The organism is Streptomyces sp. NPDC056128 (genome assembly GCF_042263835.1).
Taxonomy (GTDB): domain Bacteria; phylum Actinomycetota; class Actinomycetes; order Streptomycetales; family Streptomycetaceae; genus Streptomyces.
The window spans coordinates 285,031-310,817 of record NZ_JBHJVQ010000001.1; the positions used below are offsets into that span (position 1 = coordinate 285,031).

A 25,787-nucleotide genomic window follows, 5' to 3' on the forward strand; every position below is an offset into this window, starting at 1 on the left:
GGAGGAAGGGAGGGAGGGAGTAGAAGGGTCATGGGGCGGAACGGCTGCCGGGTAGGTCGTCACGGTGTCGACCGAGATTGATCCTGACCCTGGACTTCTTCGGCCCGTCGTCCGTCGCGGCCGGTGGCCGGTGGCCGGAGCGGTCCGGCGGGTTGAACTGCACCCGGCTCCTGCGAGGTCCGTCGGACGTCGCGGAACCGGCGTGTTCCTTGCCCGGGTCGGAGGCGCCCGGGGGTGGCTGCGGAGTGCTGTGGAGGGTGCACAGCTCGGCGTCCTTCAGCGCCTCCAGGAACGCGGCGACGGTGGGCCGGGCCTTCGGGTCGGCTGCCGTCATGGCTGCGATCAGTGCCTGCGTCGAGGTGCCGAGCCGATCGTCGGCGACCAGTGGCTCGGCCGCGTTCGCCGCGTCCGCCGGGGATCCGTAACGGCCGGTGTACGCGGGCAGCGAGCCGGTCAGGTAGAGGTGCGTCATCAGGCCCAGCGCGAACACGTCCACGGCCGTCGTCAGGTCCCGGGCCTGTACGGACTCGTCGCCCCGCACATAGCGCCGCCACTCCGGTGCGCCGTACAGCGAGTCGCCCGCGATCTCCTCGCGGGCCGGAGGGCGGCCGGAGAGATACGAGTCGTCGAAGTCGATGAGCTTGGCCGTGTGGAAAGCGGCGGCCTCCCGTTTCTGGACCAGGACGTTGGCCGTCTTCAGATCGCCGTGCACCACGTCGATGTCGTGCAGCAGCCGCAGGCTGGTCGCCAGCGTCCTCAGCAGGACCGCCTTCTGCTTCGAGCCGAGTGCCTGCGGATCCTCCAGGCTGGCGGTGTCTATGCGTTCGGTCACCTTGTAGTAGGTGCTGCCCGCGTGAAAGAAGTCGGTGGCGAGCACCAGGTTGCCCGCGCCGCTGGCGTCCGGCCGCAGCAGCTTCATGATGCTCCTGTGCCGTTCCTCGAATTCCCGGCACGTCTCCAGCCGGATGCGCCGGCTCGCGGCGCTGCCCGCGGAGCCCTCGCGGGGGCGCTTGGGTTCCAGGAAGCGTTTGAGGAAGTACTCCTTGCCGTTCTTCTCGGCGAAGGCCCACACGCATTTGCCGCCGTCGGCATTGGTCGGCTCGGTGACGACCCGGTACCCGCCGATCACATCACCCGGCTTCACTCACGCACCTCCGGCATGAACTTCTCGTATGCGGGTCGATAGGTCTGCCAGGTCCGGTCCTGCCAGCCGCGCACCGCCTCCGGACCGTCGCCCGGCGGGACGTCCAGGTACCCGCTCCGTGCGACGTCCGCGTGTCGTTCGGCGAAGGCTTCACGCAGCTGCCCGAAGTCCTCGAAGCCGAAGGCCGCGAGAGAGAGCGACGCGTCGTCGCCCGTGGCCGGCTGGATGGCCCGGCGCAACAGCTCGGCCCACTCACCCATGTCCCGGGCCCGCCCGAGCGTTTCGAGCAGTACGCACTCGAACTGCGCGGGCGTGTGAACGTAGCCGAAGAAGCCGTCGGTGGCGGCCAGCAGGACGCACGGCTCGCGGAACTCGCCGCGGTGGGCGGACAGGGTGAAGTCGCGGTCCGCGCAGATCACGTTCGTCATCGGCGGGTCCTGCCGGAGCTGGGCGAGCGCGTCGTCCTCCCGGGTGTCGTCCCGGGTGAGCGCGTGCAGGCCGCTGACGGGAAGCATGGCGTACGACCGGGAGTCGCCGGCCCAGATGGCCTGCCAGTGGACTCCCTTGTCATGGGCCCGGTACCGGAGCGCGGCCAGGGTCGTGGGCAGTACGCGGCGCATGGACCCGGTGATCTTGCTCCGTGCCCCCGTCGGGGCCGCGTGCAGCATGGTCCGCAGCCAGTGCTTGAGGTGCGGCAGGGAGTCCGCCTCCTCGGAGGCCGCAACGCGCTGGAACCAGCACTCCGTGGCAAGGCGGGCGACCCGGGCTCCGGTCCAGGCACTGGTGTACGTCGCGCCGTCGGGTCCGCGCCAGGCAGGGGCCGCTCCGGAACCGCCCGAGCCGTCGAAGACGGCCAGCAACCCGTGCGCGGTGGGCCGGTGGTACGCCGCGAGCGGCTCGGCGTCCTCACCGTGGCCGGGGCGGCGTTCCGTCCACACAACGAGGGTCTGGAGCCTGCCGTCGACGGCCGACCAGGTCAGGTGGCCGGGCCGGGAGCGAGCACGGTCCGGCGGGAGGGTGGGCTTGGGCGGAATGATCACGTCCGTCCACCGTTCCGGCCGTCGCGTCGCCCGTCGTCCATCGTCCCCGTGCCCCGCACCCTGCTCACGCGACGCTCCGGCGCGGACACCGGGGGTGGTGGCGCGTGAGGTGGCCGGGACGGCGCGGGCGGCGGCACGCTCGGGGGACGGCGTGGCCTGGGCGGCGGCAGTGGCTCCTCCTTGCGTGCCACCACCTCGCCCCGAAGCACGTCGGGTCCGTCGGGCCCCGGCGCCGCCGCGGGCAGGCGGTGCGATACTCCGCGCACGCGGCTTCCGCCGGGGCCGGCAGCAGGCTCCCGACGGGGGAGCAGTTCGGTCCGGGCTCCGGACAGCCGGACATCGGCGTCCCCGGTGAAATCCCGCAGGGCGGCGTTCAACGCGTCCTGTACTGCTGCCCGGGACCGCCCGGCGCCGTATCCGCGCGACACGTTCCGCAGCCGTTCGCGCAGGGGGCCGTCCCATGCGGCGCTCATGTCGCGGATGCCCCGTGCCACCACGGCGCCGGGGTCTGCCACCCGGCACATCAGCTCCACCCGGCAGTGGAACGGTGCGGACCAATCCCGTCCGGCCAGTCGCAGGTCGAGAACCAGCCGGTGCTCCGTCGTGTCGACGAGGAACATCCGCTGGTACACACCGTCCCGGAACTCGGGCACCGGCTCTCCCGGGCGGACCGTGCGCATCGGCCCGGCGTCCGGGACCAGCACCAACGCCCTGCCCGGCGGCGGCGTCCGCAACCGGCCCGGCGGGCGGGCCTGCGGCAGCGAGCGGTCCTCGACCACCGGGTCGTACGTCAGCGGATGCGTCACCATGCCGGCTTCCGGTGCCCGGCTGCGGCCTTCCCGTATGCCCCCGCACGGCGCTCAGCCATGGCCGCTGCCTTCCGCCATACGTCTTCCTCCTGTGGGACACGCGGCGCGGGGCTGTCGCTCTCGCGGGGCCGGTACTCCCCCCCGTTCACGGAGCGCCCGCCCTGATCGTTGAGCCGCTGAGTGATCTGAAGGGCTTGCGCTGTCAGTTTGGGCGTGTGCCGAGTTGTTCAGCAGCCGGTTCCGCGCGGCTGAACAACTGACTGGGCGGTGACGGGCTGGCCGCTTCGGCAGGTGGGACGCGTCACCTGAGAGGGGGGTGGTTCGCTCATCGTGGTACCTCCTCTACCGGGCCGGTCTCGGGCCGGACACCCCCTCCCGGAGGGCGGCACCGTCCGTCACAGCGGCGTCCAACCGGACGCGGCGGGTATCTCGACGGTGACCTCGACGCGGGGAAGACGCCCGTGCGCGCGGACGCGTCGGCCAGGGCGTCGCGGAAGGCGTCCCGGTAGGCGGTATCAGCCGTCGCAGGGGGGCGGTGCGGGCGGATGGCAAGGCCGCACAGCAGCATCCGGCGGTTCGTCGCCGCCTGCATCCCCACATCCGACTGTGCGACGACTGTCCTCTACCTCAACAGCCGTGCTCAGCCGCCCGCACGGAATTCCCCAGGTATGACCAGATGCTCTGGTGACATTCTGTGACGCCTCGCGAGGGCTGTTCTGCCGCCCTATTCGCGTCGAGGGGACTCGAACGGGTTGATCTCAACTGCGGTTGAGGTTGCAGCATCAGTCCGTACGACGAGCCGCGCACGAAAGCTACGGCCGTCGCAAGGTGAGGAGTTGGCGTGAGCAACGTACGGAGTGTCCTGGTCATCGGCGCAACGGGTAATCAGGGCGGCGCCACGGTACGAGAGTTGCTCTCTAGTGGCTGGAACGTGCGGGCGATGGTTCGCAACCCGGACAAGCCGCAGGCCCGGGAGCTCGCACGACGAGGAGCGATACTGGTGCGGGGCGATCTGGACGACGAAGCGTCGCTGCGTCGCGCGATGACCGGTGTCCATGGCGTGTTCAGCGTGCAGGCGCTGGCGTACGAGCCGGCCACCCTGGCCGCCGAGGTCCGGCAGGGCAAGGCGGTGGCGGACGCCGCCAAGGCAGCGGGTATCGAGCACTTCGTGTACAGCTCCGTGGGCGGCGCCGAACGCAACACCGGGATCGACCACTTCGAGAGCAAGGCCGAGATCGAACGGCACATCCTGACTCTCGGTCTGCCCGCCACCGTGCTGCGGCCGGTGTTCTTCATGAACAACCTGCTGCACTACGCCGACGCAGCAGGTGAACGGCTCATGGCACTCCCCGTCAAGCCGGACAAGCCCATGCAGCTGATCGCCAGCGACGACATCGGATTCTTCGCCGCGGCCGCCTTCGACGACCCGCAACGCTACGTCGGCCGCCAGATCGAGCTGGCCGGCGACGAGATCACCTTCCCTGAGGTGGCGGCGATCTACGAGCGGGTCACCGGCGTTCCCACACGCCTGGAGGCCCTGCCGATCGAAGAGCGCATGTTCGAGTGGTTCGCGGAGGAGGGCTACCAGGCGGACATCCCCGCCCTGCGGCGCCTGCATCCCACCCTCATGTCCTTCGAGGGCTATCTTTCCCGACAGCTGGGGACATCTGCGTCCTGATCCCGCCGCCCGCAGCAGCTGGTTCCGTAACGCGCAGTGACAGGTGATTGCCGTGCTCCCGAAGGCGGCATTGCTGATACCCCCGATGTTCGCGTGCGTCGGGCCCGTCGACAGGACGGCAGTGACCGTCGCCGCCAGGGCAGCCGTCCGGTGCCGCCCAAGCCCCCCTTACTCATCCCGGCGTTTCCCAGTCAGTCCCCTGTGGGACTGGGTTTCGCGTTTTCCGTGACGTACTCTTCCAGCCTTGATATGTATTCCCATTTCGTAGGTTCGGTGATGACATCGTGGATCTTCGTTCCCTCCAGTACTGAGCTTTCGCACCGACGTATGTGCAGTACTCGCTCACACGGTCTGAGGCGCGGGTGGGATGCGAGGCGCACGCGACCAACTGCACGTCCCGCGGGGACGGTTCCGCCTCCTGGCCGTCAGTGGCATGAGTGAGAAAGTCCGTGCCCCCGGTAAAGAGGACCAGTGGATGCGGTCCGCCCCCGCTGTAGGGTGCCGTTTCGCCGAATCCCTCATGATTCTCACTGCAACGGCGATGTAAATCCGGCAGCCCTAAGTGTCAGCCATTCGACTACTGCTTTCCACATGCCATGGAGGCTAGTCGACAGGCACAGCCGGCCCTGGCCAAGTCCTCTTCCTATGACGGCGGTTGGCAGAAGCGCGAGGGCTGTCCCCAGCTGGGAGCACTTCGCCTGCCGAATGAGCTGATCGGCCGCCTTATGAGCGGATCCGGTCGTAGACCATGGCGATCTCGCCCAGCTCACCGGTCTCCTGGTGGGCGAGCCTCCACGTCGAAGCCGGCAGGCCGTCGTCGAACAGTCGCTGCCCGTCTCCCGCGATCTCAGGGAAGATCATGAGGTAAAGCCGGTCGAGCAGATCTGCAGCAAGGAGCGGCTTGATGACACTCGGGCAGCTGTTGACGAGGATGTCGCCCTCGCCGGTGGCCTTGAGTTCGGCAACGACGTCGGCGGCTGGGGCGTTCACCACGCGGGTGTGTTCCCACGGCGCTTCGGTCAGCGTGGTCGAGAAGACCACCTTATCCGTTTCCACCAGCCACTTTGCGTATCCGCGGTCGCGGGGATCGGCGTTCTCGTCCTCGGCGACCGTCGGCCAGTAGCCCAGGAATCCCTCGGCGTTGATCCGGCCGAGCAGCGCCGTCGTAGCGCCCTCCCAGATGCGGGTGAGCTGGCCCCGCGCGACCTCGGAGGTCACGTACGGCGCGAACATGCTGAAGTCGCCGGGCCCGCCGGGGCCGTGGTAACGCCCGTCGAGGGAGAGGCTCAGGTTCGCGGTCACCCTGCGTCCGGTGGAGTCAGTCATTTCGTGCTCCTTGTTTCGGTGCTGTCGGTGTCGTGTGGGTCGGCAGCGAGTGCCGCTTCGAGCTTGTCGAGGCTCTGGCCGAAGCCGATCTCGATGCCTGCGATGAAGTCAGCGGAGTCGACGGTGCTGTCGGTGATCCGCCAGTGGACGTCGAGGTCCGTGCCTGTCCCGTTGGGCCGCAGGTCGAGTGCGACGTGGGCGGTGAAGGCGAGGCCGCCGTCGGGGAGCTGCGGGGAGAGCCGGTAGGCGAGGCGCTCACCAGGGCGGACGTCGTCGACCACGCCCTCCGCGCGCCCTGCGACCAGGTCGGAGCCGTCGGCGTCCTCGACATCGCGGTACTCCTGGACGATCCGCCCGCCTTCTCGCGCCTCGAAGACGAGCTCGGATACGCGGAGGTCGTGCGGCGTCCACCATCGGGCGAGCAGGCAGGGGTCGGTCAAGTGGCGCCACACCAGCCCGGGGCGCCCCGTCAGCGACCGGCGGAAGCTGAACGAACGGCCGTCGGCCCACCCCGGCTCCTCCGCGGCGAGCCGCTCCGCGTGGAGGCCGGCCCCGTAACGGTCGTAGGTCTCGCGCGGGCCCCCAGCCTGCTCCGCGGTGTCGGCGAGCCGGCCGAGCGCAGCCGCCAGCTCCCGCAAGGGACCAGACTGGAGCGCGTAGATGCGGCGCTGGCCGGTGCGCTGGGAGGTGACGACGCCGGCGCGCTCAAGGGTCTGCAGGTGTTTGGTCGTCTGCGGCTGGCGCGCCTCGGCGAGCTCGGCGAGGACACCGACCGGACGGGGCCGCTCGGCGAGCAGACTCACGAGCCGCCAGCGCGCCGGGTCGGCCAGTGCGGTAAGGAGTACGTCCATGGAACGAGTATTCATCATGAAGAATATTCGTGTCAAGGAATAGGCTATTTGACCTCGCCGGAGCGGGCTCGATCGGAAGGTCTCCCAGTCGCCGCGGAACGGCACGCCCTGGCCGCGGTGACCGGGCAGGCCCCGACACTCGACTGGCCTTGAGAGCCCACCACCCTTACGCCTGCCTCAACACGATGCGCGGAGTCGACGCAGACAGATGATGTGTTGCACGCGAGTTGAGGCAGGCCGACGTGGATGGCCATTCGTAGTGCTCGCTCCGCGTCGTCTGGTCCGAACCGGCGGACGCCCAGCCGCTGATGAAGGCCAGCACGGCCGAAAGGCCGATTATCGGCACGGAAGGCGGCCGAGGTGCGAGGGTCCCGGGGATCAAGGATCATGACGAGATGCTGGCCGGCGGTCGGCCACCGGGTCCGGGTCGCCGATGCGGGTCAATGCCGCTCAGTGGCGTTTCATGCGTTCGGTGAGATCAGCAGTTCGCCGGTAGGTGGTCGATCGGCCAGCGTGAGGTCGTGCAAGTAGGCGAGTTCGGCGCTGTTTGCGTCGGCCGTGCCTACGCCCGCAGCCTGCGCTCCGCGCCGCATGGGTGACCTTGGGTCATCCAACTCGTATCCGCAGGTGGGGAACTGTGTGGCGAAGGCCGGTAGGTGGACTGCTCGGCGGCCGCCTGATCACGGGCTCGGCTGGTCATCGGTGTTCTGGATCGGTGCGATCTTCCCGCTCGCCCTGGCTGCGGCTCGGGCATCTGCCGCACCCGTGCAGCCAGAGAGCACGCATGGCCCACGAAAGGCCCGGGGGTGTCGCCGGGGAGGGTGAAGCTGGGTCTTGCGGGCCGTGACCGAACCTGGGTGGCTCTGCCGGTATTGGCTGAGCACGAAGGCGGCAGGGCTGGAGCGCGCGCCGAGCAGCCGAGGCACTGGTGATGCTCACCGGGGTGATGCGTCGCCTGGTACAGCTTCCCTACACCCCCGACCCCGGAGACGACCCCGCCCACCAGGAGGAACACCACCGCTACCTGGCCCTCCGCAAGGTCCGGCACACCATCCTGCGCCTCTTGGGCGACGACTTCCGACGCCCCGCAGGGTCCCACCGCTCCTGGCAGGACTGCGATCTCGACCTCAACGGCATCACCATCGACGCCAGCATGAACTTCGCCTGCGCAGCGTTCACCGACGGTGTCGTCGTGTCCTTCGACGGCGCAACGTTCGCCGACGGCAGCACAGTCTCTTTCAACAGCGCGGCGTTCTCTGATGGTGCGGTTTCCTTTGACGGCGCGATGTTCTCTGGAGGCACGGTGGTCGTCCACCACGCGACGTTCTCCAACAGCAGGGTGTCCTTCGAGGGCGCCACCTTTGCCGGTGGCTCTGTGGCTTTCGACGGCGCGTTGTTCAGCTCCGGCAGCTGGCTGCCTCTCGGCACCGGACCGCTTTCCAGTGGCGGCACGGGCGGCTACGTCGGCATCCCCACACCCTCCAGCGGCGTAGTGTGGGCCCGAAACACACCGCGCTCCGACGTTGGAGTGTTCTTCCACCACGCGACGTTCGCCGGCGGCTCGGTGTCCTTCGACGGCGCAGCCTTCGACGGCGGCACTGTCTCCTTCGACGATGCGACAGGCCCGCCCCCAGCGGGCTGCCCACAGACGTCGGAACTCCTACCCCTGAATCGGTCATCCTCCCCTCTGCCTGGCTGACCCCGACTCCGTAGCACCGGGAGAGGCAGAAACGGTCCACATCGGCAGTAACCAGCCCTGCGCAACCGCACTGGCCCGCACCCGCGCGCTCGGCCTGTTCCCGGAACGCCTGGACGCCTTGCCGTACGACTTCGCCTCCGACGACGCCGCGTACGTGCAGCGGCCGGCCGACGCCGACTTCTGGGCCCGCCTGCACTGGACCGTCAGTGCCCACCGCGCGGTGTTCCTGGAGGAGGTCTTCGCCGTTAACGCCTCCCGGTGGCACCGCCTCACCCGCGACAACATCGAGACTGTGCGCTCCCAGCTGGCCCCACGCGCACAGCTGACAATCTGGCCAGACCTGCTCACCGACATCGACACGGCCGCGGCCGCTCTGCCCGACGAAGGCCTCGTGGAGGTCGTCTGGGAGGGCGAGGACGGGCAGATGACGAGCACGGTCGTGGACGAGAGCACGGCTGCGACGGTCTGCAGTTCGCAACGTCCGGCGGTGGGCCATCGCGCCGTCCCCACACCATCGTTGACTTGGTGTGAGTACAGCGGCAGCCTCCGGGAAGGGCGGAACGCTCACAAGTCTGTGAGTGCCTGTGAGCGTCCTGCGGCCGGCCCGAAGCTGAGCCAGTGCACACGTCGCTGGCGTCGCCGATGTGCAGTACCACGGCCGCCTGGTCCGCCGCTCGCGCGGAGAGCACCGACGCGCCCAAGTGCAGCTGCCCGGTGACCTCCAGGGTCTCGCGCGTCTGCCGATCCGGTACTCGCCCTCACGGAAGTAGGTCAACGCTCGGATGAAGGGCGACCGTCTGGCTGCGCTGCCGCTGCTGTCCCTGATGGGGCTCCGTCCGGCGGAGGTCTGCGGCCTGCGTGGTCGGACGTCGCCTGGCGGCGGGCGAGGGGTACGTGGGCGGCACGTGCGTGCTCGTGGATGAACCTGGGAGCGCGTTGAAGGGTCGGCAGCTCCGAACGCGGGCCTACGAAATAATGGACGCAAACGGCCTTCGCAGGGTCCGTCTGTACGATGCTCGGGCGTCTTGCCTCACGTAGCTCGCCAACAACGGTGTGCCAGATCACCTGCTCGCCAGGTGGGCCGGGCACACGAACGTGAAGACGACGAAGAAGTGGTCCGTGAAGCCAGACGTAGCGGACCTGCTTCCGGCGGCGGAGGCATGGGGAGGTCTCGCAGGGGGCGTGTGACAGATCGTGACAGATGAAGGTGTGAACCCGTGACCGAAGACAAGACCGAGACGCTGCAATACCGCTTTGACGGGCCAGAACACCTACCAGTCCTGATCCTGGGGCCGTCCCTCGGTACCACATGGCACATGTGGGACCGCCAGGTGCCCGAGCTGTCGCAGCACTGGCGGGTCTTCCGGTTCGATCTGCCGGGGCACGGGGGCGCCCCCGCCCGCCCGGCGGGGTCCGTCGCCGAGCTCACCCGGCGGCTGCTGGCCACCCTCGACGGACTCGGCGTGCAGCGCTTCGGCTACGCGGGCTGCGCGTTCGGCGGTGCGGTCGGTATGGAGCTGGCCCTGCGCCATCCCGAGCGCCTCGCCTCCCTCGCGCTGATCGCCGCCTCGCCCCGTTTCGGCACCGCCGACGAGTTCCGCCAGCGCGGCGTGATCGTCCGCACCAACGGGCTCGACCCCATCGCCCGCAGCTCTCCGGAGCGCTGGTTCACCGGCGGGTACGCCGCCGCCCAGCCCGCGATCACCGAGTGGGCCGTGCAGATGGTGCGGACCACCGACCCCGGCTGCTACATCGCCGCGTGCGAGGCGCTCGCCGCGTTCGACGTGCGCGGCGAACTCGGCCGGGTCGGCGTCCCCACCCTGGTCCTCGTCGGCTCCGACGACCAGGTCACCGGCCCCGCCGAGGCCCGGACCCTGGTCGCCGGCATCCCCGACGCCCGCCTCGCCGTCGTGCCCGGCGCCTCCCACCTGGTCCCGGTCGAGCAGCCCGCGGCCGTCACCGACCTGCTGGTGCGGCACTTCACCACCGCCTGGCAGGCCCCGCACGACACCGCCTCCACCGGCCAGATCCCCGTCCAGGCCCCCGTCGCCCCGGTGGCCTCCCCGGCCCCCGCGCAGCCGGCCCTGGCCCCGCCGGCGCAGACCGCGCCCATCGCCGAGATCGCCCCGGCCGCCGTACCGCGGCAGGCGCAGGGGCGGCCCGACCCGTACGACGCGGGGCTCAAGGTCCGCCGCGAAGTGCTCGGCGACGCGCACGTCGACCAGGCCCTCGCGCAGGCCGACGAGTTCTCGGGGGACTTCCAGGAGTTCCTCACCCGGTACGCGTGGGGCGAGATCTGGGACCGGCCGGGCCTGGACCGGCGCTCCCGCAGCTGCGTCACGCTCACCGCCCTCGTCGCCGGCGGGCACGCGGACCAACTCGCCCCCCACCTCAGAGCCGCCCTGCGCAACGGCCTCACCCCGGCCGAGATCAAGGAAGTACTGCTCCAGGCGGCCGTCTACTGCGGCGTACCGGCCGCGAACAGCGCCTTCCGGGTCGCGCAGCAGGTCATCCGCGAGGAGACGACACCCCAGGAGTGAGGGCGCAGGATGGAGTCATGAAGCTCACCAAGAAGTCGCACGCCTGCGTCCGCCTCGAAAAGGACGGGCGGACGCTCGTCCTGGACCCCGGCGGACTCAGCGAGGAGGACGCCGCCCTCGGCGCGGACGCCGTCCTCGTCACCCACGAGCACCCCGACCACTTCGACGAGCGGCGGCTGCGCGCCGCGATGGAGGACAACCCGGCCGCCGAGATCTGGACGCTGAAGTCCGTCGCGGAGAAGATCTCGGCGGCGTTCCCGGGCCGCGTGCACACCGTCGGCCACGGCGACACGTTCACCGCCGCCGGATTCGACGTCCAGGTCCACGGCGAGCTGCACGCCGTGATCCACCCGGACATCCCGCGCATCACCAACGTCGGCTTCCTCCTCGACGGCGGCAGGGTCTTCCACCCCGGCGACGCGCTCACCGTCCCCGACCAGGCGGTCGAGACGCTGATGCTCCCCGTCATGGCCCCCTGGAACAAGATCGCCGAGGTCATCGAGTACGTCCGTGAGGTCAAGCCGCAGCGCGCCTACGACATCCACGACGCGCTCCTCACCGACCTCGCCCGCCCGATCTACGACCGGCAGATCGGCGAGCTGGGCGGCGCCGAGCACCTGCGGCTGACCCCGGGCGACTCCGCGCGGCTCTGAGGCCCCACGGGCCGGGACCGGGTTGTCAGTGCCGCCCGGTAGGTTGTGGGACATGCGCATCGCGACCTGGAACGTGAACTCGATCACCGCCCGCCTGCCGAGGCTCCTCGCCTGGCTGGAGAGCAGCGGCACCGACGTGCTGTGCCTCCAGGAGGCCAAGGTCGCCGAGGCGCAGTTCCCCTTCGACGAGCTGCGCGAGGCGGGCTACGAGGCGGCCGTACACGCCACCGGGCGGTGGAACGGGGTGGCGGTGCTCTCCCGAGTCGGCCTCACCGACGTGGTCAAGGGCCTGCCCGGCGACCCGGGCTACGAGGGCGTCCAGGAGCCCCGCGCGATCTCCGCCACCTGCGGCCCGGTCCGCGTCTGGTCGGTCTACGTGCCCAACGGCCGCGAGGTCGACCACCCGCACTACGCCTACAAGCTCCAGTGGTTCGAGGCGCTGCGCGCGGCCGTCGAGGGCGACGCCGCCGGCGACCGGCCGTTCGCGGTGATGGGCGACTACAACGTCGCGCCGTCCGACGACGACGTCTACGACCGCGCCGCCTTCGAGGGCGCCACCCACGTCACCCCCGCCGAGCGCGCCGCCCTCACCTCCCTGCGCGGGGCCGGCCTGTCCGACGTGGTCCCGCGCCCGCTGAAGTACGACGCCCCGTTCACGTACTGGGACTACCGCCAGCTCTGCTTCCCCAAGAACCGCGGCATGCGCATCGACCTGGTCTACGGGAACGAGCCCTTCGCCAAGGCCGTCACCGACTCCTACGTCGACCGCGAGGAGCGCAAGGGCAAGGGTGCCTCGGACCACGCGCCGGTCGTGGTCGACCTCGGCGTGTGAGCGCGCCGGGCCTGCGCGCCCTGTGGTGCGCGGGGCGGTACGAATGACAGTGTGGAGGTATGAACTTCCCCTTCCTGGGCAAGCGGCGCGCAGATCCCCGGGCGCATGACGCCGAGGGCATCGGCGAGCTGCTCGCCGACTGTGATCTGCTGCGTTCGCAGGCGTTGCGGGAGGGGGTCCGACTCGACGACTCCGCGGTCTCGTTGGAGCAGTTGGACCAGATCCTGCCGCGCTGGCGCGGCGACGAGGAGATCCAGACCTGGCTGGGCAACGACGCCGGTCTGTACCTCGGCACGGTGATCGTGCGGACCGTCCCCGGATCCGTCTGGGCCATCCGGTCCGACGGCCAGCCCGTCGTCCGGCTCGCCTCCGGCCGGGAGTTCGACGTGGTGGCGTCCGGTCACGCGTGGGCGGCGGACGGTGTGCCCGAACTCTCGCAGCTGTACGGCGAAGTCGCCGAGGCGTGAACCCTCGGCCCGATAATCGCCTTAAAAGTGGCTAATGCCCGAATGGTGCGTGTCGTTGGCATGTGTGCCGTTTGTCTCGGTACGTTGCAGTGGTCAGGGCACACGAACGGCCAGGGGGAATCGCAGAGTGCAGCCGGAGATCACTGCTCGCGCTCCATGGCGGACACCACGCAAGGGTGTCCGCGGGCGAGGAGAAGGTCAGCTGCACACACCCCCTAAGCCCGGTGGGCGTTGCGGGACGTCGGTGCCGGTGTCGGCAGGGGGCTGGTCGCCGCCCGGGTGACGTCCCCCACGAGTTCGACGACGTCCGGGCCGTACGCCTGAGAGTTGACCACCTTCAGCAGCAGCACGAAGGAGCTGGTGCCGTGCTTGCGGGCCAGCTTCTCGTGGTGCCGGGCGAGGTAGCGGGTGGCGGCCTGGTTGGTGATCGCCCGCTGTCCGCAGAACAGGAAGGCGGGCCGGGCCTCGCGCCGGTCCCCGGCGGTGAGGCGGGCCAGCAGGACGTACTCCGTGATGCCCGCGTCCAGTCGGTAGCGTTCGCTGCCTATCTGGAAGGCGCCGCGGTCCGGACCGGGCTCGGGGTCGACGTTGACCCGCACCCCGGGCAGCATGGCCGCCATGTGGGCGACCATGCGCCGGTTCGAGCCGGGGCCGCCCACGCAGAACTCCGTGCGCTCGCCGAAGCCCTGCGCGACCATGTCCTGCGTGACCACCTGGATGTGCGCGCCGCAGTCCTTGATCAGTGCCGCCAGCTCCAGCAGCGCGAACACGTCGAAGCGGTGGACCGCCGGTTCCGAGGCGGCCGGGTCCCGGTTGACGACCAGCAGCGACTCGGAGCTGTCCGGCAGCCCGAAGAACGCCTGCTTGCGGCGGAGTCTGCGCCGGGACAGGTAGGTGCGGGTGAACCAGCCCAGCGCGGCGCTGATGCCGGCCGCGACCACGCCCAGGACGATGTTGCGTACGTCGTCAGTCATGGGCGCGCATGCTAGCGGGCGTCGGCGTACCCGTGTTCGACGGGCCGCCGGGCCACCCGCTCGGATGGCGGCCGTTGTGCTCCTGACGCGACCATGACGATCAACTAAGCTGCCCGAACGGCCTTTCCCTGGAGGTGCGGATGCGTCGCCCTGTCGCACGGAATCTGACGGTCCTGGCGGTCTCGGCCGCCGTGGTGTCGGTGGGGGCCGCGGCGCCGCCCACGCCCCACGGCAGCCCCGGCGCCCCGAAGACCCCGGTCGCCGTCGGGTACGGGGGCGCGGTCGCCAGCGTCGACCCGGACGCCTCCGCCGCCGGCATCGAGGTGCTGCGCAAGGGCGGCAACGCCGTCGACGCCGCCGTGGCCACCGCGGCCGCGCTCGGCGTCACCGAGCCCTACTCCGCCGGCGTCGGCGGCGGCGGGTACTTCGTCTACTACGACGCCAAGTCCCGCACGGTGCGGACCATCGACGGCCGCGAGACCGCGCCGCTGACCGCCGACGAGAAGCTCTTCACCGAGGACGGCAAGCCGATCGCCTTCGCCGAGGCCGTCAGCAGCGGCCTCGCCGTCGGCACCCCGGGCACGCCCGCCACCTGGCAGACGGCCCTCGACAAGTGGGGCAGCCGCAAGCTCGCCTCCGTGCTCAGGCCCGCCGAGCGCCTGGCCCGGCACGGCTTCACCGTCGACGACACCTTCCGCTCCCAGACCGCCGCCAACGAGCAGCGGTTCCGCTACTTCCCGGACACCGCCGAGCTGTTCCTGCCCGGCGGGCAACTCCCCGTCGTCGGCTCCACGTTCAAGAACCCCGACCTGGCCCGCACCTACAAGGAGCTGGGCCGCGAGGGTGTCGACGCCATCTACCGCGGCGAGCTGGGCGAGGACATCGTCGACACCGTCAACGAGCCGCCCGTCGACCCGGACTCCGGCTGGAACGCCCGCCCCGGCGACCTGTCCGCCAAGGACCTCGCCGCCTACGAGGCCAAGTTCCAGGCGCCCACAAAGACCTCGTACCGCGGTCTGAACGTGTACTCCATCGCGCCCTCCTCCTCCGGCGGCACCACCGTCGGCGAGGCGCTGAACATCCTGGAGCGCACCGACCTCTCCGAGGCGAGCAAGTCCCGCTACCTGCACCGCTTCATCGAGGCCAGCCGCATCGCGTTCGCCGACCGCGGCCGCTGGGTCGGCGACCCCGCCTTCGAGGACGTACCGACGAAGGAGCTGCTCTCGCAGCGGTACGCCGACTCGCGCGAATGCCTGATCAAGGACGACGCGGCGCTCACCAGCCCCCTCGCGCCCGGTGACCCCCGGCACCCCGCCGCCTGCGCGGGCGGCGGCACGGCGGCGCCGACGACGTACGAGGGCGAGAACACCACGCACCTGACCGTGGCCGACAAGTGGGGCAACGTCGTCGCCTACACGCTCACCATCGAGCAGACCGGCGGCAGCGGCATCACCGTGCCCGGCCGCGGCTTCCTGCTCAACAACGAGCTGACGGACTTCTCCTTCGCCCCGGCCAACCCGGCCGTCCACGACCCGAACCTGCCCGGGCCCGGCAAGCGCCCGCGGTCCTCGATCGCCCCGACCATCGTCCTGGACCGGCACCACAAGCCGGTCGTGGCGGTCGGGTCGCCCGGCGGGGCCACCATCATCACCACCGTGCTCCAGACGCTCACCGGCTTCATCGACCGCGGGCTGCCCCTGGTGGACGCGATCGCCGCCCCGCGCGCCAGCCAGCGCAACGCCGCCCAGACCGAACTCGAACCCGGCCTCTACGACAGCGGGTTGCGGGGGCGGCTGGAGGCGCTCGGGCACTCCTTCAAGGAGAACCCGGAGATCGGCGCCGCGACCGGCGTCCAGCGGCTGCCGGGCGGCAAGTGGCTGGCCGCCGCCGAGAAGGAGCGACGCGGCGGCGGCTCGGCGATGGTGGTGTGGCCCACCCGGCAGCGGTAGCGCGGATCACAGGTCGGGGACGGGCCGCTGCGGCGTCCGGAACGCCAGCCGCCCGTCCTCGACGTCGACCGTCACCCGGCCGCCCTCCGCGACCCGCCCGTCGAGCAGCAGCCGGGACAGCTCGTTGTCGACCTCGCGCTGGATGGTGCGGCGCAGCGGACGGGCGCCGTACTCCGGCTGGTAGCCGCGCTCGGCGAGCCAGTCCACCGCCGCGTCGGTGAAGTCGACGGTGATGTCCTGCGCGCGCACCATGCGGCGGGTCTGCTCCAGGAGCAGGCTGGTGATCTGCCGCAGCTGCTCCCCGCTGAGCTGCCGGAAGACCACGATCTCGTCGACGCGGTTCAGGAACTCGGGCCGGAAGTGCTCGCGCAGCGGGCGCATGACCTGCTCGCGCCGCGCCTCCTCGTCCGCCTCCGCACCGCCCGCGCCGAAGCCGATGCCGGCGCCGCGCCGGGTGATCACGTCGGAGCCCAGGTTGCTGGTCATCACGACGACCGCGTTGGTGAAGTCCACGGTCCTGCCCTGCGAGTCGGTCAGCCGGCCGTCGTCCAGGACCTGGAGCAGGATGTTGAAGACGTCGGGGTGCGCCTTCTCCACCTCGTCCAGCAGGAGCAGCGAGTACGGGTGCCGGCGCACCACCTCGGTGAGCTGGCCGGCCTCCTCGTGCCCCACGTAGCCGGGCGGGGCGCCCACCAGGCGGCTGACCGTGTGGCGCTCCTGGTACTCGCTCATGTCGAGCCGCACCATCCGGTCCTCGCTGCCGAACAGCGCCTCGGCCAGCGCCCGGGCCAGCTCCGTCTTGCCGACACCGGTCGGACCGAGGAAGAGGAAGCTGCCGATCGGCCGGTCGGGGCTGGAGAGCCCGGCGCGCGAGCGCAGCACGGCGTCGGAGACCACCCGCACCGCCTCCTCCTGGCCGACCACGCGTTCGTGCAGGTGGGACTCCAGGCCCAGCAGGCGGTCCTTCTCCTCCTGGGTGAGGCTGCTGACCGGGATGCCGGTCTGCCGGGACACCACCTCGGCGATGGACTCGGTGCCGACGACCAGGTTCAGCCCCTCGTCGGCCTCGCCGCCGCCGTCGGCCTCGGTGATCCGCTGCTTCAGCTCGCCGATCCGGTCGCGCAACTGGGTTGCCTGCTCGTACTGCTCGTCCGCGACCGCCTGGTCCTTGTCCCGGAGCAGCTGGTCGACCTCGCGCTCCATGGTCCGCACGTCCGTGCCCTTGGTGCGCGACCGGAGCCGGACGCGGGCGCCCGCCTGGTCGATCAGGTCGATCGCCTTGTCCGGCAGCCGGCGGTCGGTGAGGTAGCGGTCGGACATCTGCACGGCCGCCACCAGCGCCTCGTCGGTGTAGCGGACCTGGTGGTGGGCCTCGTAGCGGTCGCGCAGACCGCGCAGGATCTCGATGGCGTCCGCGGGGGTGGGCTCGGGCACCAGGATCGGCTGGAAGCGGCGGGCCAGGGCCGCGTCCTTCTCGATCCTGCGGTACTCCTCCAGCGTGGTGGCGCCCACGACGTGCAGCTCACCCCGGGCCAGCGCCGGCTTGAGGATGTTCCCGGCGTCCATCGAACCGCCCTCGCCGCCCCCGCCGGCGCCGACGACCGTGTGCAGTTCGTCGATGAAGATGATCAGCTGGTCCGAGTGGGCGCGGATCTCGCCCACGATGTTGTTCATCCGCTCCTCGAAGTCGCCCCGGTAGCGGGTGCCGGCGACCACACCGGTCAGGTCCAGGGCGACCACCCGGCGGCCGAGCAGTACGTCGGGCACGTCGGCGTCGGTGATGCGCTGCGCCAGCCCCTCCACGACGGCGGTCTTGCCGACGCCCGCGTCACCGATCAGCACCGGGTTGTTCTTGCCGCGGCGGGAGAGCACCTCGACGGTCTGCTCGATCTCGTCCTCGCGCCCGATCACCGGGTCGATCCGGCCCTGCTGGGCCAGGTCGGTGAGGTCGCGGCCGTACTTGTCCAGCGTCGGCGTGTTCGTGGCCCGCGCGCTCTCGGGGCGGGCCTTGGCGGCGTCCGGCGACTCCGTGGGCAGGCCCGAGGGCGCGAACCGGGCCGCGTTAAGGATGTGCCCGGCGGCCGAGTCCGGGTTGGCGGCCAGGGCGCTGAGCACGTGCTCCGGGCCGATGTACCCGGTGCCGGTCGTCCGGGCCAGCTCGTGCGCGTCCAGCAGCGCCCGCTTGACGGCCGGGGTCAGCGAGAGCGACGTCGGCGGCGGGGCCTCGCCCGGCGCGTGCTGCGCCGGGCCGGTCCGCTCGTCGATCTGCGACGCCAGCGAGTCGGGGTCGGCACCGGCGCGGCTCAGCAGGCCCCGGGTCGGTTCGGTGGCGAGCGCGGCTCGCAGCAGGTGCTCCGTGTCCAGGTCCCGGCTGCCGTGCTCGGCCGCGTACTGGGCGGCGCCGCGCACCAGCTCCCGGGCCGGCTGGCTGAGCAGCCGGCCGATGTCGATCTGCCTGGGCTTCGGCCCGCCGAAGAAGCGTGCCAGGAATTCCGCGAACGGGTCGCCCTCCGGGCCCATGAAGCCGCTGGTCATCGTTTCCGGTCCTCCGCTGCTTCGCTGATCGGCGTACCGGGGCCGGGTAACCCGGTCGGCTTGCGCTCATGCCCCAACATGACACGTTCTGTGCCGGTGGGCATGTCCGCGAAGGCGGGCGGACCCGGGCGGACCCGGGCCGGGACCTACCGGACCTGGAGGGCGTCCCGTGCGGTCAGGACGCGCGGGCCGCTGTCCGTGATCGCCACCGTGTGCTCCACGTGCGCCGCGCGCGAGCCGTCGTTGGTGCGCAGGGTCCAGCCGTCGGCGGCCGCGTGGTAGTCGTCCCGGCCGCCGGCGATCAGCATCGGCTCGATGGCGATGACCATGCCGTGGCGCAGCGGGAGACCGCGTCCCGGCCGGCCCTCGTTGGGCACGCCCGGGTCCTCGTGCATCTGCCGGCCGATGCCGTGGCCGCCGAAGTCGTCCATGATGCCGTAGCCGCCCGCCCGGCACACCGTGCCGATCGCGTGCGAGATGTCGCCGATGCGATTGCCGACGACGGCCGCCGCGATGCCCGCCGCGAGGGCCCGTTCCGCGGTCTCGACCAGGGTGACGTCCGCCGCGCGCGGGGTGCCGACGACGAAGCTGATCGCCGAGTCGCCGGCCCAGCCGCCGAGCGTGGCCCCGCAGTCGAGTGAGACGAGGTCGCCGTCGCGCAGCCGGTAGCCGTCCGGGATGCCGTGCACGATCGCGTCGTTGACCGACGCGCAGAGGACGGCCGGGAACGGGGTCGGCGCGAAGGAGGGCCGGTAGCCGAGGAACGGCGAGCCCGCGCCCGCCTCCTTCAGTACGCCGTGCGCCACCTCGTCCAGTTCCAGCAGGGAGACGCCCACGGCGGCGGCGTTCCGGGCGGCGGTCAGGGCGCGGGCGACGACCTGGCCGGCCGTGTGCATCGCGTCGATCGATGTGTCTGTCTTGAGCTCCACCATGCCAATTACTATACCGGTATTTGAATTGGGTCGAACCTCGGGTCCGGTACGGGAAGCCGGTATTACAATGACGGTATGGTGCGCACCCCCCTGACCCCCGAAGAGCACGAGCGCGGCGAGCGGCTCGGCCGGCTGCTGCGTGAGGCCCGCGGCGAGCGGAGTATGACGGAGGTCGCCGCCGAGGCCGGCATCTCCGCCGAGACGCTGCGCAAGATCGAGACCGGCCGGGCGCCGACCCCGGCGTTCTTCACGGTGGCCGCGCTGGCCCGCGCGCTCGGGCTGTCCATGGACGAACTGGCCGGGCTGTGCGTCCTCGCCGGGGTGTGAGGGTGCGGTGACGCCCCTTCCCGAAAACTCCCTGTAGCGGCGCCGTAACACGGCTGGTGTTCCCTACGTGACCGGACGGACCGGAGTCCTCCGGTCGGGCGGGAGTCGAACCATGGCCGTGGAACAACTGCCGGGTCGGGTCTGGGACTTCACCCGGTACCTGACCGGACTGCTGACGCGTCTGGACCAAGGCGCCGGCTGGTGCGGGGTGTTCTGGCAGCGCGACCCCGAGGGCATGCGGGCCTGTCTCGAGGGGCGTGAGATCCCGCCTTGGGACGTGCTGGAGGCGCTGCTCCAGGACCTCGCCGGCCGGTACGGTGCCGCCGCCGCGGAGGCCGAGACGGAACCGGCCCGCGCCCTGCACGCCGCCGCGCTCACCGCGTACGACTCCCTGCCGGGCGCGCGCGACGCCCTGCGGGACCGGCTCGACGTCATGCTCCGCGAGCAGCGGTACGCCGCGGAACGCGAGACCCGGCTGACCCGGACGCTGTCCCTCCCCGACACCACCCCGGAGACGGCCGCCTCCCTCCGACTCGACCTCGCCTGGGCCCACGACGACCACACCCGGGCAACGGCCCGCTGCACCGAACTCCGATCCCGGCTGACGGCACTGGATGCCGTCCGGCGGGGGAGCGGGGGCATCCGGACGGACGCCGACACGCCGACCCCGGCAACCGGCCCCACGCGGCCCGGTCCACCGGGAGACGACGCCTCCACCCACACGGCAGGGCCCGAGACCCCGGCCTCCGCCTTCGGCGGGCCCGCGCCCGGGAGGCCGGGAGGCGCCGCTCCCGTGCACCGCCTCGCGCCCGCTGCGGAGCCCGAGGAACCCGCCTCCGCCTTCGGCGCGTACCCGCCCGGGGGCGTGTCCGGGAGGCTGGGGGAAGGCGCTCCCGCGTACCGCCCTGCGGCGATCGACGACTCGGGCTTCGGCGCGTCCGCGCCCGGGGGTGTGTCCGGGGGGCCGGGGGGCGTCGGCCCCGCGCACCACCCTGCTCCCGCCACGCCGCCCGGGGCTCCGGCCTCCGCCTTCGGCGCGTCCGCGCCCGGGGATGTGTCCGGGAGCCGGGTGGACGGTGCTCCCGCGTACCGCTCCCAGGGGTCCGAGGACTCCGCCTCCGCTTTCGGTGCCCCCGGGCACCCCTCCGCGCCCACCGAGCCGCGCGAGGGCCCCGCCCCCGCCTTCGACGCGCCCGCGCCCGATCGCGTGTCCCGGACGCCCGGGGGCGTGTCCCGGACGACGAGGGACGGCACCCCCGCGTACGGCTCCGCGCCGCCGGACGACCCCGCACCCCCTCCCGCCGCACCCACCACCCCGCCCGAGAACCCCGTACCCACCCCCGCCGCATCCCCGCCCCCCACCCCGAAACAGCGCAAACGCCGCCGCGGAGGTGCCCGTTTCGCCGGGGGCGTTGAAGCAGACGTGAGCCCCGTCGTGCCCGGGCAGGTGCCGGTGCCGGCCGCGCCGGGCCGGCGTACGCCACGCGGAGCGCGATTCGCGGGGGCCGATGACGTGGGGGAGCAGGCGGTGCCGCGGGCCGAGGCGCCGGGGGAGGAGGATCGGGTCGCCGTCGATGCCGTCGTCGAGGGCGTGGCGCGGCTGCGGGCCGGAGGGATGGGCGGGGAGGCGCCCGCCCTGCTGGCCGAGGCGGCCCTCGGGCCCGCCACCCGCTTCCCGCTGCTCGCCGCCCGGCTCGAACGGGCCGGGCTCGGCGCCGACTGGACCACCCTGCTGTGGGAGACCGCCTCGCTGCCCGCCGGCCACCTGGTCGCCGCCGCCGACGCGCTGGCCCTCGCCGGGCGCGCGGCCGACGCCGAGCAGGTGCTGCGGCATGGCGTCGTACGGCCCGCCGCCGAGATCGGCGCGGCCGTCGTCGGCCTGGTCGCCGAGGGCCGGCATCGAGAGGCCCGCGCGCTCCTCGACGCCTGCGTCCGCTCCCGCACCCCCGAGGACGCCGCCCGCAGCGCCGCACCGGACCCGGAGACGCTCGTGCCGCTCCTGCTGGAGGCGGCGCGCAACGTCTCCCAGCAATGCCACTGGGACCTCGTGCACGCCCTGCGCGTCGCCGGGTTCACCGCGTGAAATCCGCCCCCGTGACCCCACCGCCCCCACCACTCACCCACAGGAGTGCGAAAAGCGATCGACACCGCGCCTTGGCGACGATGGTCTTGGCAAGCCCGTCCGGCCAGGCTTACGTTCGTCCCTCTACGGCCCGCTCTACGGGCGTAGAGGCTCTGACGTCGCGTCGAAGGAGCAGCTCATGGCCAACGTCGTACGTGCCGCTCTCGTCCAGGCCACCTGGACCGGCGACACCGAGTCCATGGTGGCGAATCACGAGGAGCACGCCCGCGAGGCGGCCCGGCAGGGAGCCAAGGTCATCGGCTTCCAGGAAGTCTTCAACGCCCCCTACTTCTGCCAGGTCCAGGACCCCGCGCACTACCGCTGGGCCGAGCCCGTGCCCGACGGCCCGACCACCCGCCGTATGCAGGCCCTCGCCCGCGAGACCGGCATGGTGATCGTCGTCCCCGTCTTCGAGGTCGAGCAGTCCGGCTTCTACTACAACACCGCCGCCGTGATCGACGCCGACGGCACCGTCCTCGGGACGTACCGCAAGCATCACATCCCGCAGGTCAAGGGCTTCTGGGAGAAGTTCTACTTCCGGCCCGGCAACCTCGGCTGGCCGGTCTTCGACACCGCCGTCGGCAGGATCGGCGTCTACATCTGCTACGACCGGCACTTCCCGGAGGGCTGGCGCCAACTCGGCCTCGGCGGCGCCCAGCTCGTCTACAACCCCTCCGCCACCCACCGCGGACTCTCCGCCCACCTGTGGCAGCTCGAACAGCCCGCGGCGGCCGTCGCCAACGAGTACTTCGTCGCCGCGATCAACCGGGTCGGCCAGGAGGAGTACGGGGACAACGACTTCTACGGGACGTCGTACTTCGTCGACCCGCGAGGGCAGTTCGTCGGCGAGCGCGCCAGCGACACCAAGGAGGAACTCGTCGTCCGCGACCTGGACTTCGACCTCATCGACGAGGTGCGGCAGCAGTGGGCCTTCTACCGCGACCGCCGCCCCGACGCCTACGAAGGGCTGGTGCGGCCGTGACCAAGGACCTGTTCGGCCGCCACCGCGCCGTCCTGCCCGACTGGCTCGCCCTGTACTACGAGGACCCGCTGGAGATCACCCACGGCGAGGGCCGGCACGTCTGGGACGCCGCCGGCAACAAGTACCTCGACTTCTTCGGCGGCATCCTCACCACGATGACCGCGCACGCCCTGCCCGAGGTGACCAAGGCGGTGAGCGAGCAGGCCGGACGGATCATCCACTCCTCGACCCTCTACCTCAACCGGCCCATGGTCGAACTCGCCGAGCGCGTCGCCCACGTGTCCGGCATCCCGGACGCCCGCGTCTTCTTCACCACCTCCGGCACCGAGGCCAACGACACCGCCCTGCTGCTCGCCACCACGTACCGGCGTAGCAACACGATCCTGGCGATGCGCAACAGCTACCACGGCCGCTCCTTCAGCTCCGTCGGCATCACCGGCAACCGCAGCTGGTCCCCGACCTCGCTGTCCCCGCTCCAGACGCTCTACGTCCACGGCGGCGTCCGCACCCGCGGCCCCTACGCGCACCTGGACGACCGCGACTTCATCGCGGCCTGCGTCGACGACCTCACGGACCTCCTCGGCCACACCCGCGCCCCCGCCGCGCTGATCGCCGAGCCGATCCAGGGCGTCGGCGGCTTCACCTCCCCGCCGGACGGCCTGTACGCCGCCTTCCGCGAGGTGCTGCGCGAGCGGGACATCCTCTGGATCGCCGACGAGGTGCAGACCGGCTGGGGCCGCACCGGCGACCACTTCTGGGGCTGGCAGGCCCACGCGCAGAGCGGCCCGCCGGACATCGTCACGTTCGCCAAGGGCATCGGCAACGGCATGTCCGTCGGCGGCGTCATCGCCCGCGCCGAGATCATGAACTGCCTGGACGCCAACAGCATCTCCACCTTCGGCGGCACCCAGGTCACCATGGCGGCCGGCCTCGCCAACCTCTCGTACCTGCTGGAGCACGACCTCCAGGGCAACGCCCGCCGCGTCGGCGGACTGCTCCTCGAACGGCTGCGGGCGGTCGCCGCCCAGGTGCCGCACGTACGGGAGGTCCGCGGGCGCGGGCTGATGCTGGGCATCGAGCTGACCCGGCCCGGCACCGACGAGGCGGCGCCCGAGGCGGCGGCCACCGTGCTGGAGGAGGCCCGCGCGGGCGGGCTGCTCATCGGCAAGGGCGGCGGCCACAACACCAGCGCCCTGCGCGTCGCCCCGCCGATGACCCTCACCGTCGCGGAGGCCGAGGAGGGCGCGGCGATCCTCGAACGCGCCCTGCGGAGCATCTGACAGCAGCGTCCCGAGCAGAGGAACCGCCGCCATGACCTCCACCCCGGACACACCGGACACCCTGGAGCAGCAGCCCTGGGAACCCGCCCTGTCGGTCCGTCAGGTCCTCGGCCTGGAGCGGGTGCTGGCCGGACAGCCCGAGGTGGTGGCCGGCGCGCACCGGCTCGACCAGCCGGTGCGCTGGGTGCACGTGGCCGAGGCCGCGGACGTCGGCGTGATGCTCAGCGGCGGCGAGATGGTCCTCACCACCGGTGTGCTGCTCGCCGGTGACGAGGACAAGCAGGGCGAGTACATCCGCTCCCTGGACCGGGCGGAGGCGGCGGCCGTCGTGCTCGGCCTCGGCCGCGCCTTCCCCGCCCCGCCGGACGTGATGCGGCGGGCGGCCGAGCGGTGCGGGCTGCCCATGGTCGTCCTGCACCGGCCGTTCCCCTTCGCCGAGCTGACCGAGGAGGTGCAGTCCCGGCTGCTGCGGCGCAAGTTCGCCGCCGTCAGCCTCTCCGAGGCCGTACGCACCGAACTGACCGGCCTGATCACCGCGGGCGCCCCGGTGCAGCGCCTGCTCGACGAGGTGGCCCGGCACGGCGGCTGTCCGGTCGTCGTCACCAACCTCGCCCACCGCGTCCTCGCCACGGCGGGGGAGCGGCCCGCGGTCGACGACGTGCTCCGGGACTGGGAGCGCATCGCCCGGCAGGCCGGGGCCGGCACCGCCGACGGCTGGATCCGCGCCGAACTGACCTGCCGGGGGGAGCGGTGGGGCCGGCTGGTGCTGTGCGGCTACCGCGGCGACCGGGCCGCCGGACGGCTGCTGGCCGAGCGCGCCGCCGAGGCGCTCGTCCTGCACCGCATGCTCGGCGGCGACGGGGCACATACAGGCGGCTCCTGGGACTCGTGGGAGCAGCAGTCCGCCCGGAGCCTGCTCACCGACCTGGTCAGCGGCGCCGTACCGGCGCGGCAACTGCTGCCCCGGGCGCGCGCCGCCGGGCTGCCGGTCAACCGCCGGGTCTTCGTCCCGCTCGTCGTCCGCGAGCGGGACACCGCACGCCTGGACCGGGTGCTGCGGCTGCTGGGCCTGTCCGGGATCGCCGCCGGGCTCGCCGACGACCGGGTCGCCGTCCTGCTCAGCCTCGCCCCCGACCAGGACGCCAAGGCGCTGACCGCCCACTTCGCGGCCCGGCTGCGGTCGGAACCGGACGCCGCGCACACCGTCGTCGCGGCGGCCGACGCCCGCACCGACTGGGCCGGCGTACCGGCCGGCCTGCGCGAGGCCCAGCACGTCGCCGACGCCGTGGCCGACTCCCCGGCCGCCCTCGACCTGCCGCCCGTGGTGCGCCTGCGCGACGTCCACCTGCGCGGACTGGTCCGGCTGCTGCGCGACGACCCGCACGTCCAGTCCTTCGCCGAGCGGGAACTCAACGGACTGCTGCGGAGCCCCGACGAGGACCTGCTGGGCGTGCTGCGCACCTACCTCGCCACCGGCCGCAACAAGTCCCGCACCGCCCAGCTCCACCACGTCTCCCGGCCCGCCCTCTACCGCAGGCTGGAGGCGATACAGGGCCGCCTCGGCGTCGACCTCGACGACTTCGAACAGGCCGCCTCCGTCCACATCGCGCTCCTCGCCCACGACGCACAACAGGGGTGACACCGTGC

Annotated in this window: 20 protein-coding genes; 12 read left to right on the plus strand and 8 right to left on the minus strand. The window is 71.9% G+C overall.

Annotation, left to right across the window (positions count from 1 at the left end; translation table 11 throughout):
• Nucleotides 1–28: 28 nt before the first annotated feature.
• The 3 genes from ACFC1X_RS01355 to ACFC1X_RS01365 are packed head-to-tail and all read right to left on the minus strand — an operon-like array spanning nt 29 to nt 2,993.
• On the minus strand, nt 29–1,144 hold the full coding sequence (locus ACFC1X_RS01355) for a protein kinase (protein WP_376347704.1): 1,116 nt from the start codon (nt 1,142–1,144) through the stop codon (nt 29–31).
• Entirely contained in the window at nt 1,141–2,184 is a 1,044-nt protein-coding gene (locus tag ACFC1X_RS01360; protein ID WP_376347706.1) for a serine/threonine protein phosphatase, read from the minus strand. Before ACFC1X_RS01360 ends, ACFC1X_RS01355 begins: the two co-directional genes overlap by 4 nt.
• On the minus strand, nt 2,181–2,993 hold the full coding sequence (locus ACFC1X_RS01365; RefSeq protein WP_376347707.1) for a hypothetical protein: 813 nt from the start codon (nt 2,991–2,993) through the stop codon (nt 2,181–2,183). The genes ACFC1X_RS01360 and ACFC1X_RS01365 overlap by 4 nt, the downstream gene beginning before the upstream one ends.
• An 841-nt stretch (nt 2,994–3,834) precedes the next feature.
• Between ACFC1X_RS01365 and ACFC1X_RS01370 the strand changes: the two genes are divergently transcribed.
• Nucleotides 3,835–4,671, plus strand: a complete 837-nt coding sequence (locus ACFC1X_RS01370) for an NmrA/HSCARG family protein (protein WP_376347709.1) — start codon at nt 3,835–3,837, stop codon at nt 4,669–4,671.
• A gap of 723 nt (nt 4,672–5,394) precedes the next feature.
• On the opposite strand, the gene ACFC1X_RS01375 is transcribed toward ACFC1X_RS01370, so the two are convergent.
• Both ACFC1X_RS01375 and ACFC1X_RS01380 read right to left on the minus strand, forming a co-directional pair.
• A complete protein-coding gene (locus ACFC1X_RS01375) occupies nt 5,395–5,997 on the minus strand; it encodes a dihydrofolate reductase family protein (protein ID WP_376347710.1) in 603 nt (200 codons plus the stop codon).
• Nucleotides 5,994–6,848, minus strand: a complete 855-nt coding sequence (locus tag ACFC1X_RS01380; protein ID WP_376347712.1) for a metalloregulator ArsR/SmtB family transcription factor — start codon at nt 6,846–6,848, stop codon at nt 5,994–5,996. The genes ACFC1X_RS01375 and ACFC1X_RS01380 overlap by 4 nt, the downstream gene beginning before the upstream one ends.
• A 931-nt stretch (nt 6,849–7,779) precedes the next feature.
• Between ACFC1X_RS01380 and ACFC1X_RS01385 the strand changes: the two genes are divergently transcribed.
• The 5 genes from ACFC1X_RS01385 (at nt 7,780) to ACFC1X_RS01405 (ending at nt 13,039) form a co-directional block, all read left to right on the plus strand.
• The gene (locus tag ACFC1X_RS01385; RefSeq protein WP_376347714.1) at nt 7,780–8,547 is read left to right on the plus strand and encodes a hypothetical protein; all 768 of its coding nucleotides are present in this window, start codon (nt 7,780–7,782) and stop codon (nt 8,545–8,547) included.
• Between the two features lie 1,217 nt (nt 8,548–9,764).
• Nucleotides 9,765–11,087 (plus strand): 4-carboxymuconolactone decarboxylase, encoded by a 1,323-nt coding sequence (gene pcaC / locus ACFC1X_RS01390; RefSeq protein WP_376347715.1) that lies wholly within the window; start codon nt 9,765–9,767, stop codon nt 11,085–11,087.
• A 17-nt stretch (nt 11,088–11,104) separates the two neighbouring features.
• Nucleotides 11,105–11,740, plus strand: coding sequence for an MBL fold metallo-hydrolase (locus tag ACFC1X_RS01395; RefSeq protein WP_376347717.1), 636 nt, complete (start codon nt 11,105–11,107; stop codon nt 11,738–11,740).
• Between the two features lie 52 nt (nt 11,741–11,792).
• Nucleotides 11,793–12,572 (plus strand): exodeoxyribonuclease III, encoded by a 780-nt coding sequence (locus ACFC1X_RS01400; protein WP_376347718.1) that lies wholly within the window; start codon nt 11,793–11,795, stop codon nt 12,570–12,572.
• 59 nt (nt 12,573–12,631) lie between these two features.
• The gene (locus tag ACFC1X_RS01405) at nt 12,632–13,039 is read left to right on the plus strand and encodes a DUF6278 family protein (protein ID WP_376347719.1); all 408 of its coding nucleotides are present in this window, start codon (nt 12,632–12,634) and stop codon (nt 13,037–13,039) included.
• A 215-nt stretch (nt 13,040–13,254) separates the two neighbouring features.
• Here the strand turns inward: ACFC1X_RS01405 and ACFC1X_RS01410 are convergent, their stop codons facing one another.
• Complete coding sequence (locus ACFC1X_RS01410) at nt 13,255–14,013, minus strand: hypothetical protein (protein WP_376347720.1); 759 nt, start codon at nt 14,011–14,013, stop codon at nt 13,255–13,257.
• Nucleotides 14,014–14,153: 140 nt separating this feature from the next.
• On the opposite strand from ACFC1X_RS01410, the gene ggt reads away from it, so the two are divergent.
• A complete protein-coding gene (ggt, locus tag ACFC1X_RS01415) occupies nt 14,154–15,962 on the plus strand; it encodes a gamma-glutamyltransferase (RefSeq protein ID WP_376347722.1) in 1,809 nt (602 codons plus the stop codon).
• Between the two features lie 6 nt (nt 15,963–15,968).
• Here ggt and ACFC1X_RS01420 read toward each other — a convergent pair whose 3' ends face one another.
• Nucleotides 15,969–18,497: an ATP-dependent Clp protease ATP-binding subunit gene (locus ACFC1X_RS01420; protein ID WP_376347723.1), complete on the minus strand. Its 2,529-nt coding sequence runs from the start codon at nt 18,495–18,497 to the stop codon at nt 15,969–15,971.
• Between the two features lie 146 nt (nt 18,498–18,643).
• Nucleotides 18,644–19,429: a type I methionyl aminopeptidase gene (map, locus tag ACFC1X_RS01425; RefSeq protein WP_376347725.1), complete on the minus strand. Its 786-nt coding sequence runs from the start codon at nt 19,427–19,429 to the stop codon at nt 18,644–18,646.
• A gap of 75 nt (nt 19,430–19,504) precedes the next feature.
• Here map and ACFC1X_RS01430 point away from each other — a divergent pair, with 75 nt between their 5' ends.
• The 5 genes from ACFC1X_RS01430 to ACFC1X_RS01450 all read left to right on the plus strand — a co-directional run bounded on the left by ACFC1X_RS01430 (nt 19,505) and on the right by ACFC1X_RS01450 (nt 25,779).
• The gene (locus tag ACFC1X_RS01430; RefSeq protein ID WP_064730573.1) at nt 19,505–19,756 is read left to right on the plus strand and encodes a helix-turn-helix domain-containing protein; all 252 of its coding nucleotides are present in this window, start codon (nt 19,505–19,507) and stop codon (nt 19,754–19,756) included.
• 112 nt (nt 19,757–19,868) lie between these two features.
• Nucleotides 19,869–21,839 carry a hypothetical protein gene (locus ACFC1X_RS01435; RefSeq protein WP_376347727.1) on the plus strand — a complete coding sequence of 657 codons (1,971 nt, stop codon included), beginning with the start codon at nt 19,869–19,871 and terminating at the stop codon, nt 21,837–21,839.
• A gap of 178 nt (nt 21,840–22,017) precedes the next feature.
• Complete coding sequence (locus tag ACFC1X_RS01440) at nt 22,018–22,860, plus strand: nitrilase-related carbon-nitrogen hydrolase (protein ID WP_376347728.1); 843 nt, start codon at nt 22,018–22,020, stop codon at nt 22,858–22,860.
• Nucleotides 22,857–24,140, plus strand: coding sequence for an aspartate aminotransferase family protein (locus ACFC1X_RS01445; RefSeq protein WP_376347730.1), 1,284 nt, complete (start codon nt 22,857–22,859; stop codon nt 24,138–24,140). The genes ACFC1X_RS01440 and ACFC1X_RS01445 overlap by 4 nt, the downstream gene beginning before the upstream one ends.
• Before the next feature lie 31 nt (nt 24,141–24,171).
• Nucleotides 24,172–25,779, plus strand: coding sequence for a PucR family transcriptional regulator (locus ACFC1X_RS01450; protein ID WP_376347732.1), 1,608 nt, complete (start codon nt 24,172–24,174; stop codon nt 25,777–25,779).
• The last annotated feature ends 8 nt before the right edge of the window (nt 25,780–25,787 follow it).

Bases quoted from the DNA above. Each gene is read 5' to 3' on its own strand.
- ACFC1X_RS01440 (WP_376347728.1), top strand. From the start codon at position 22,018: ATGGCCAACGTCGTACGTGCCGCTCTCGTCCAGGCCACCTGGACCGGC.
- ACFC1X_RS01450 (WP_376347732.1), top strand. From the start codon at position 24,172: ATGACCTCCACCCCGGACACACCGGACACCCTGGAGCAGCAGCCCTGG.
- ACFC1X_RS01385 (WP_376347714.1), top strand. From the start codon at position 7,780: ATGCTCACCGGGGTGATGCGTCGCCTGGTACAGCTTCCCTACACCCCC.
- ACFC1X_RS01365 (WP_376347707.1), bottom strand. From the start codon at position 2,993: ATGGTGACGCATCCGCTGACGTACGACCCGGTGGTCGAGGACCGCTCG.
- ACFC1X_RS01405 (WP_376347719.1), top strand. From the start codon at position 12,632: ATGAACTTCCCCTTCCTGGGCAAGCGGCGCGCAGATCCCCGGGCGCAT.
- ACFC1X_RS01400 (WP_376347718.1), top strand. From the start codon at position 11,793: ATGCGCATCGCGACCTGGAACGTGAACTCGATCACCGCCCGCCTGCCG.
- ggt (WP_376347722.1), top strand. From the start codon at position 14,154: ATGCGTCGCCCTGTCGCACGGAATCTGACGGTCCTGGCGGTCTCGGCC.
- ACFC1X_RS01395 (WP_376347717.1), top strand. From the start codon at position 11,105: ATGAAGCTCACCAAGAAGTCGCACGCCTGCGTCCGCCTCGAAAAGGAC.
- ACFC1X_RS01410 (WP_376347720.1), bottom strand. From the start codon at position 14,013: ATGACTGACGACGTACGCAACATCGTCCTGGGCGTGGTCGCGGCCGGC.
- ACFC1X_RS01420 (WP_376347723.1), bottom strand. From the start codon at position 18,497: ATGACCAGCGGCTTCATGGGCCCGGAGGGCGACCCGTTCGCGGAATTC.
- ACFC1X_RS01430 (WP_064730573.1), top strand. From the start codon at position 19,505: ATGGTGCGCACCCCCCTGACCCCCGAAGAGCACGAGCGCGGCGAGCGG.
- ACFC1X_RS01435 (WP_376347727.1), top strand. From the start codon at position 19,869: ATGGCCGTGGAACAACTGCCGGGTCGGGTCTGGGACTTCACCCGGTAC.
- ACFC1X_RS01375 (WP_376347710.1), bottom strand. From the start codon at position 5,997: ATGACTGACTCCACCGGACGCAGGGTGACCGCGAACCTGAGCCTCTCC.
- map (WP_376347725.1), bottom strand. From the start codon at position 19,429: ATGGTGGAGCTCAAGACAGACACATCGATCGACGCGATGCACACGGCC.
- ACFC1X_RS01380 (WP_376347712.1), bottom strand. From the start codon at position 6,848: ATGGACGTACTCCTTACCGCACTGGCCGACCCGGCGCGCTGGCGGCTC.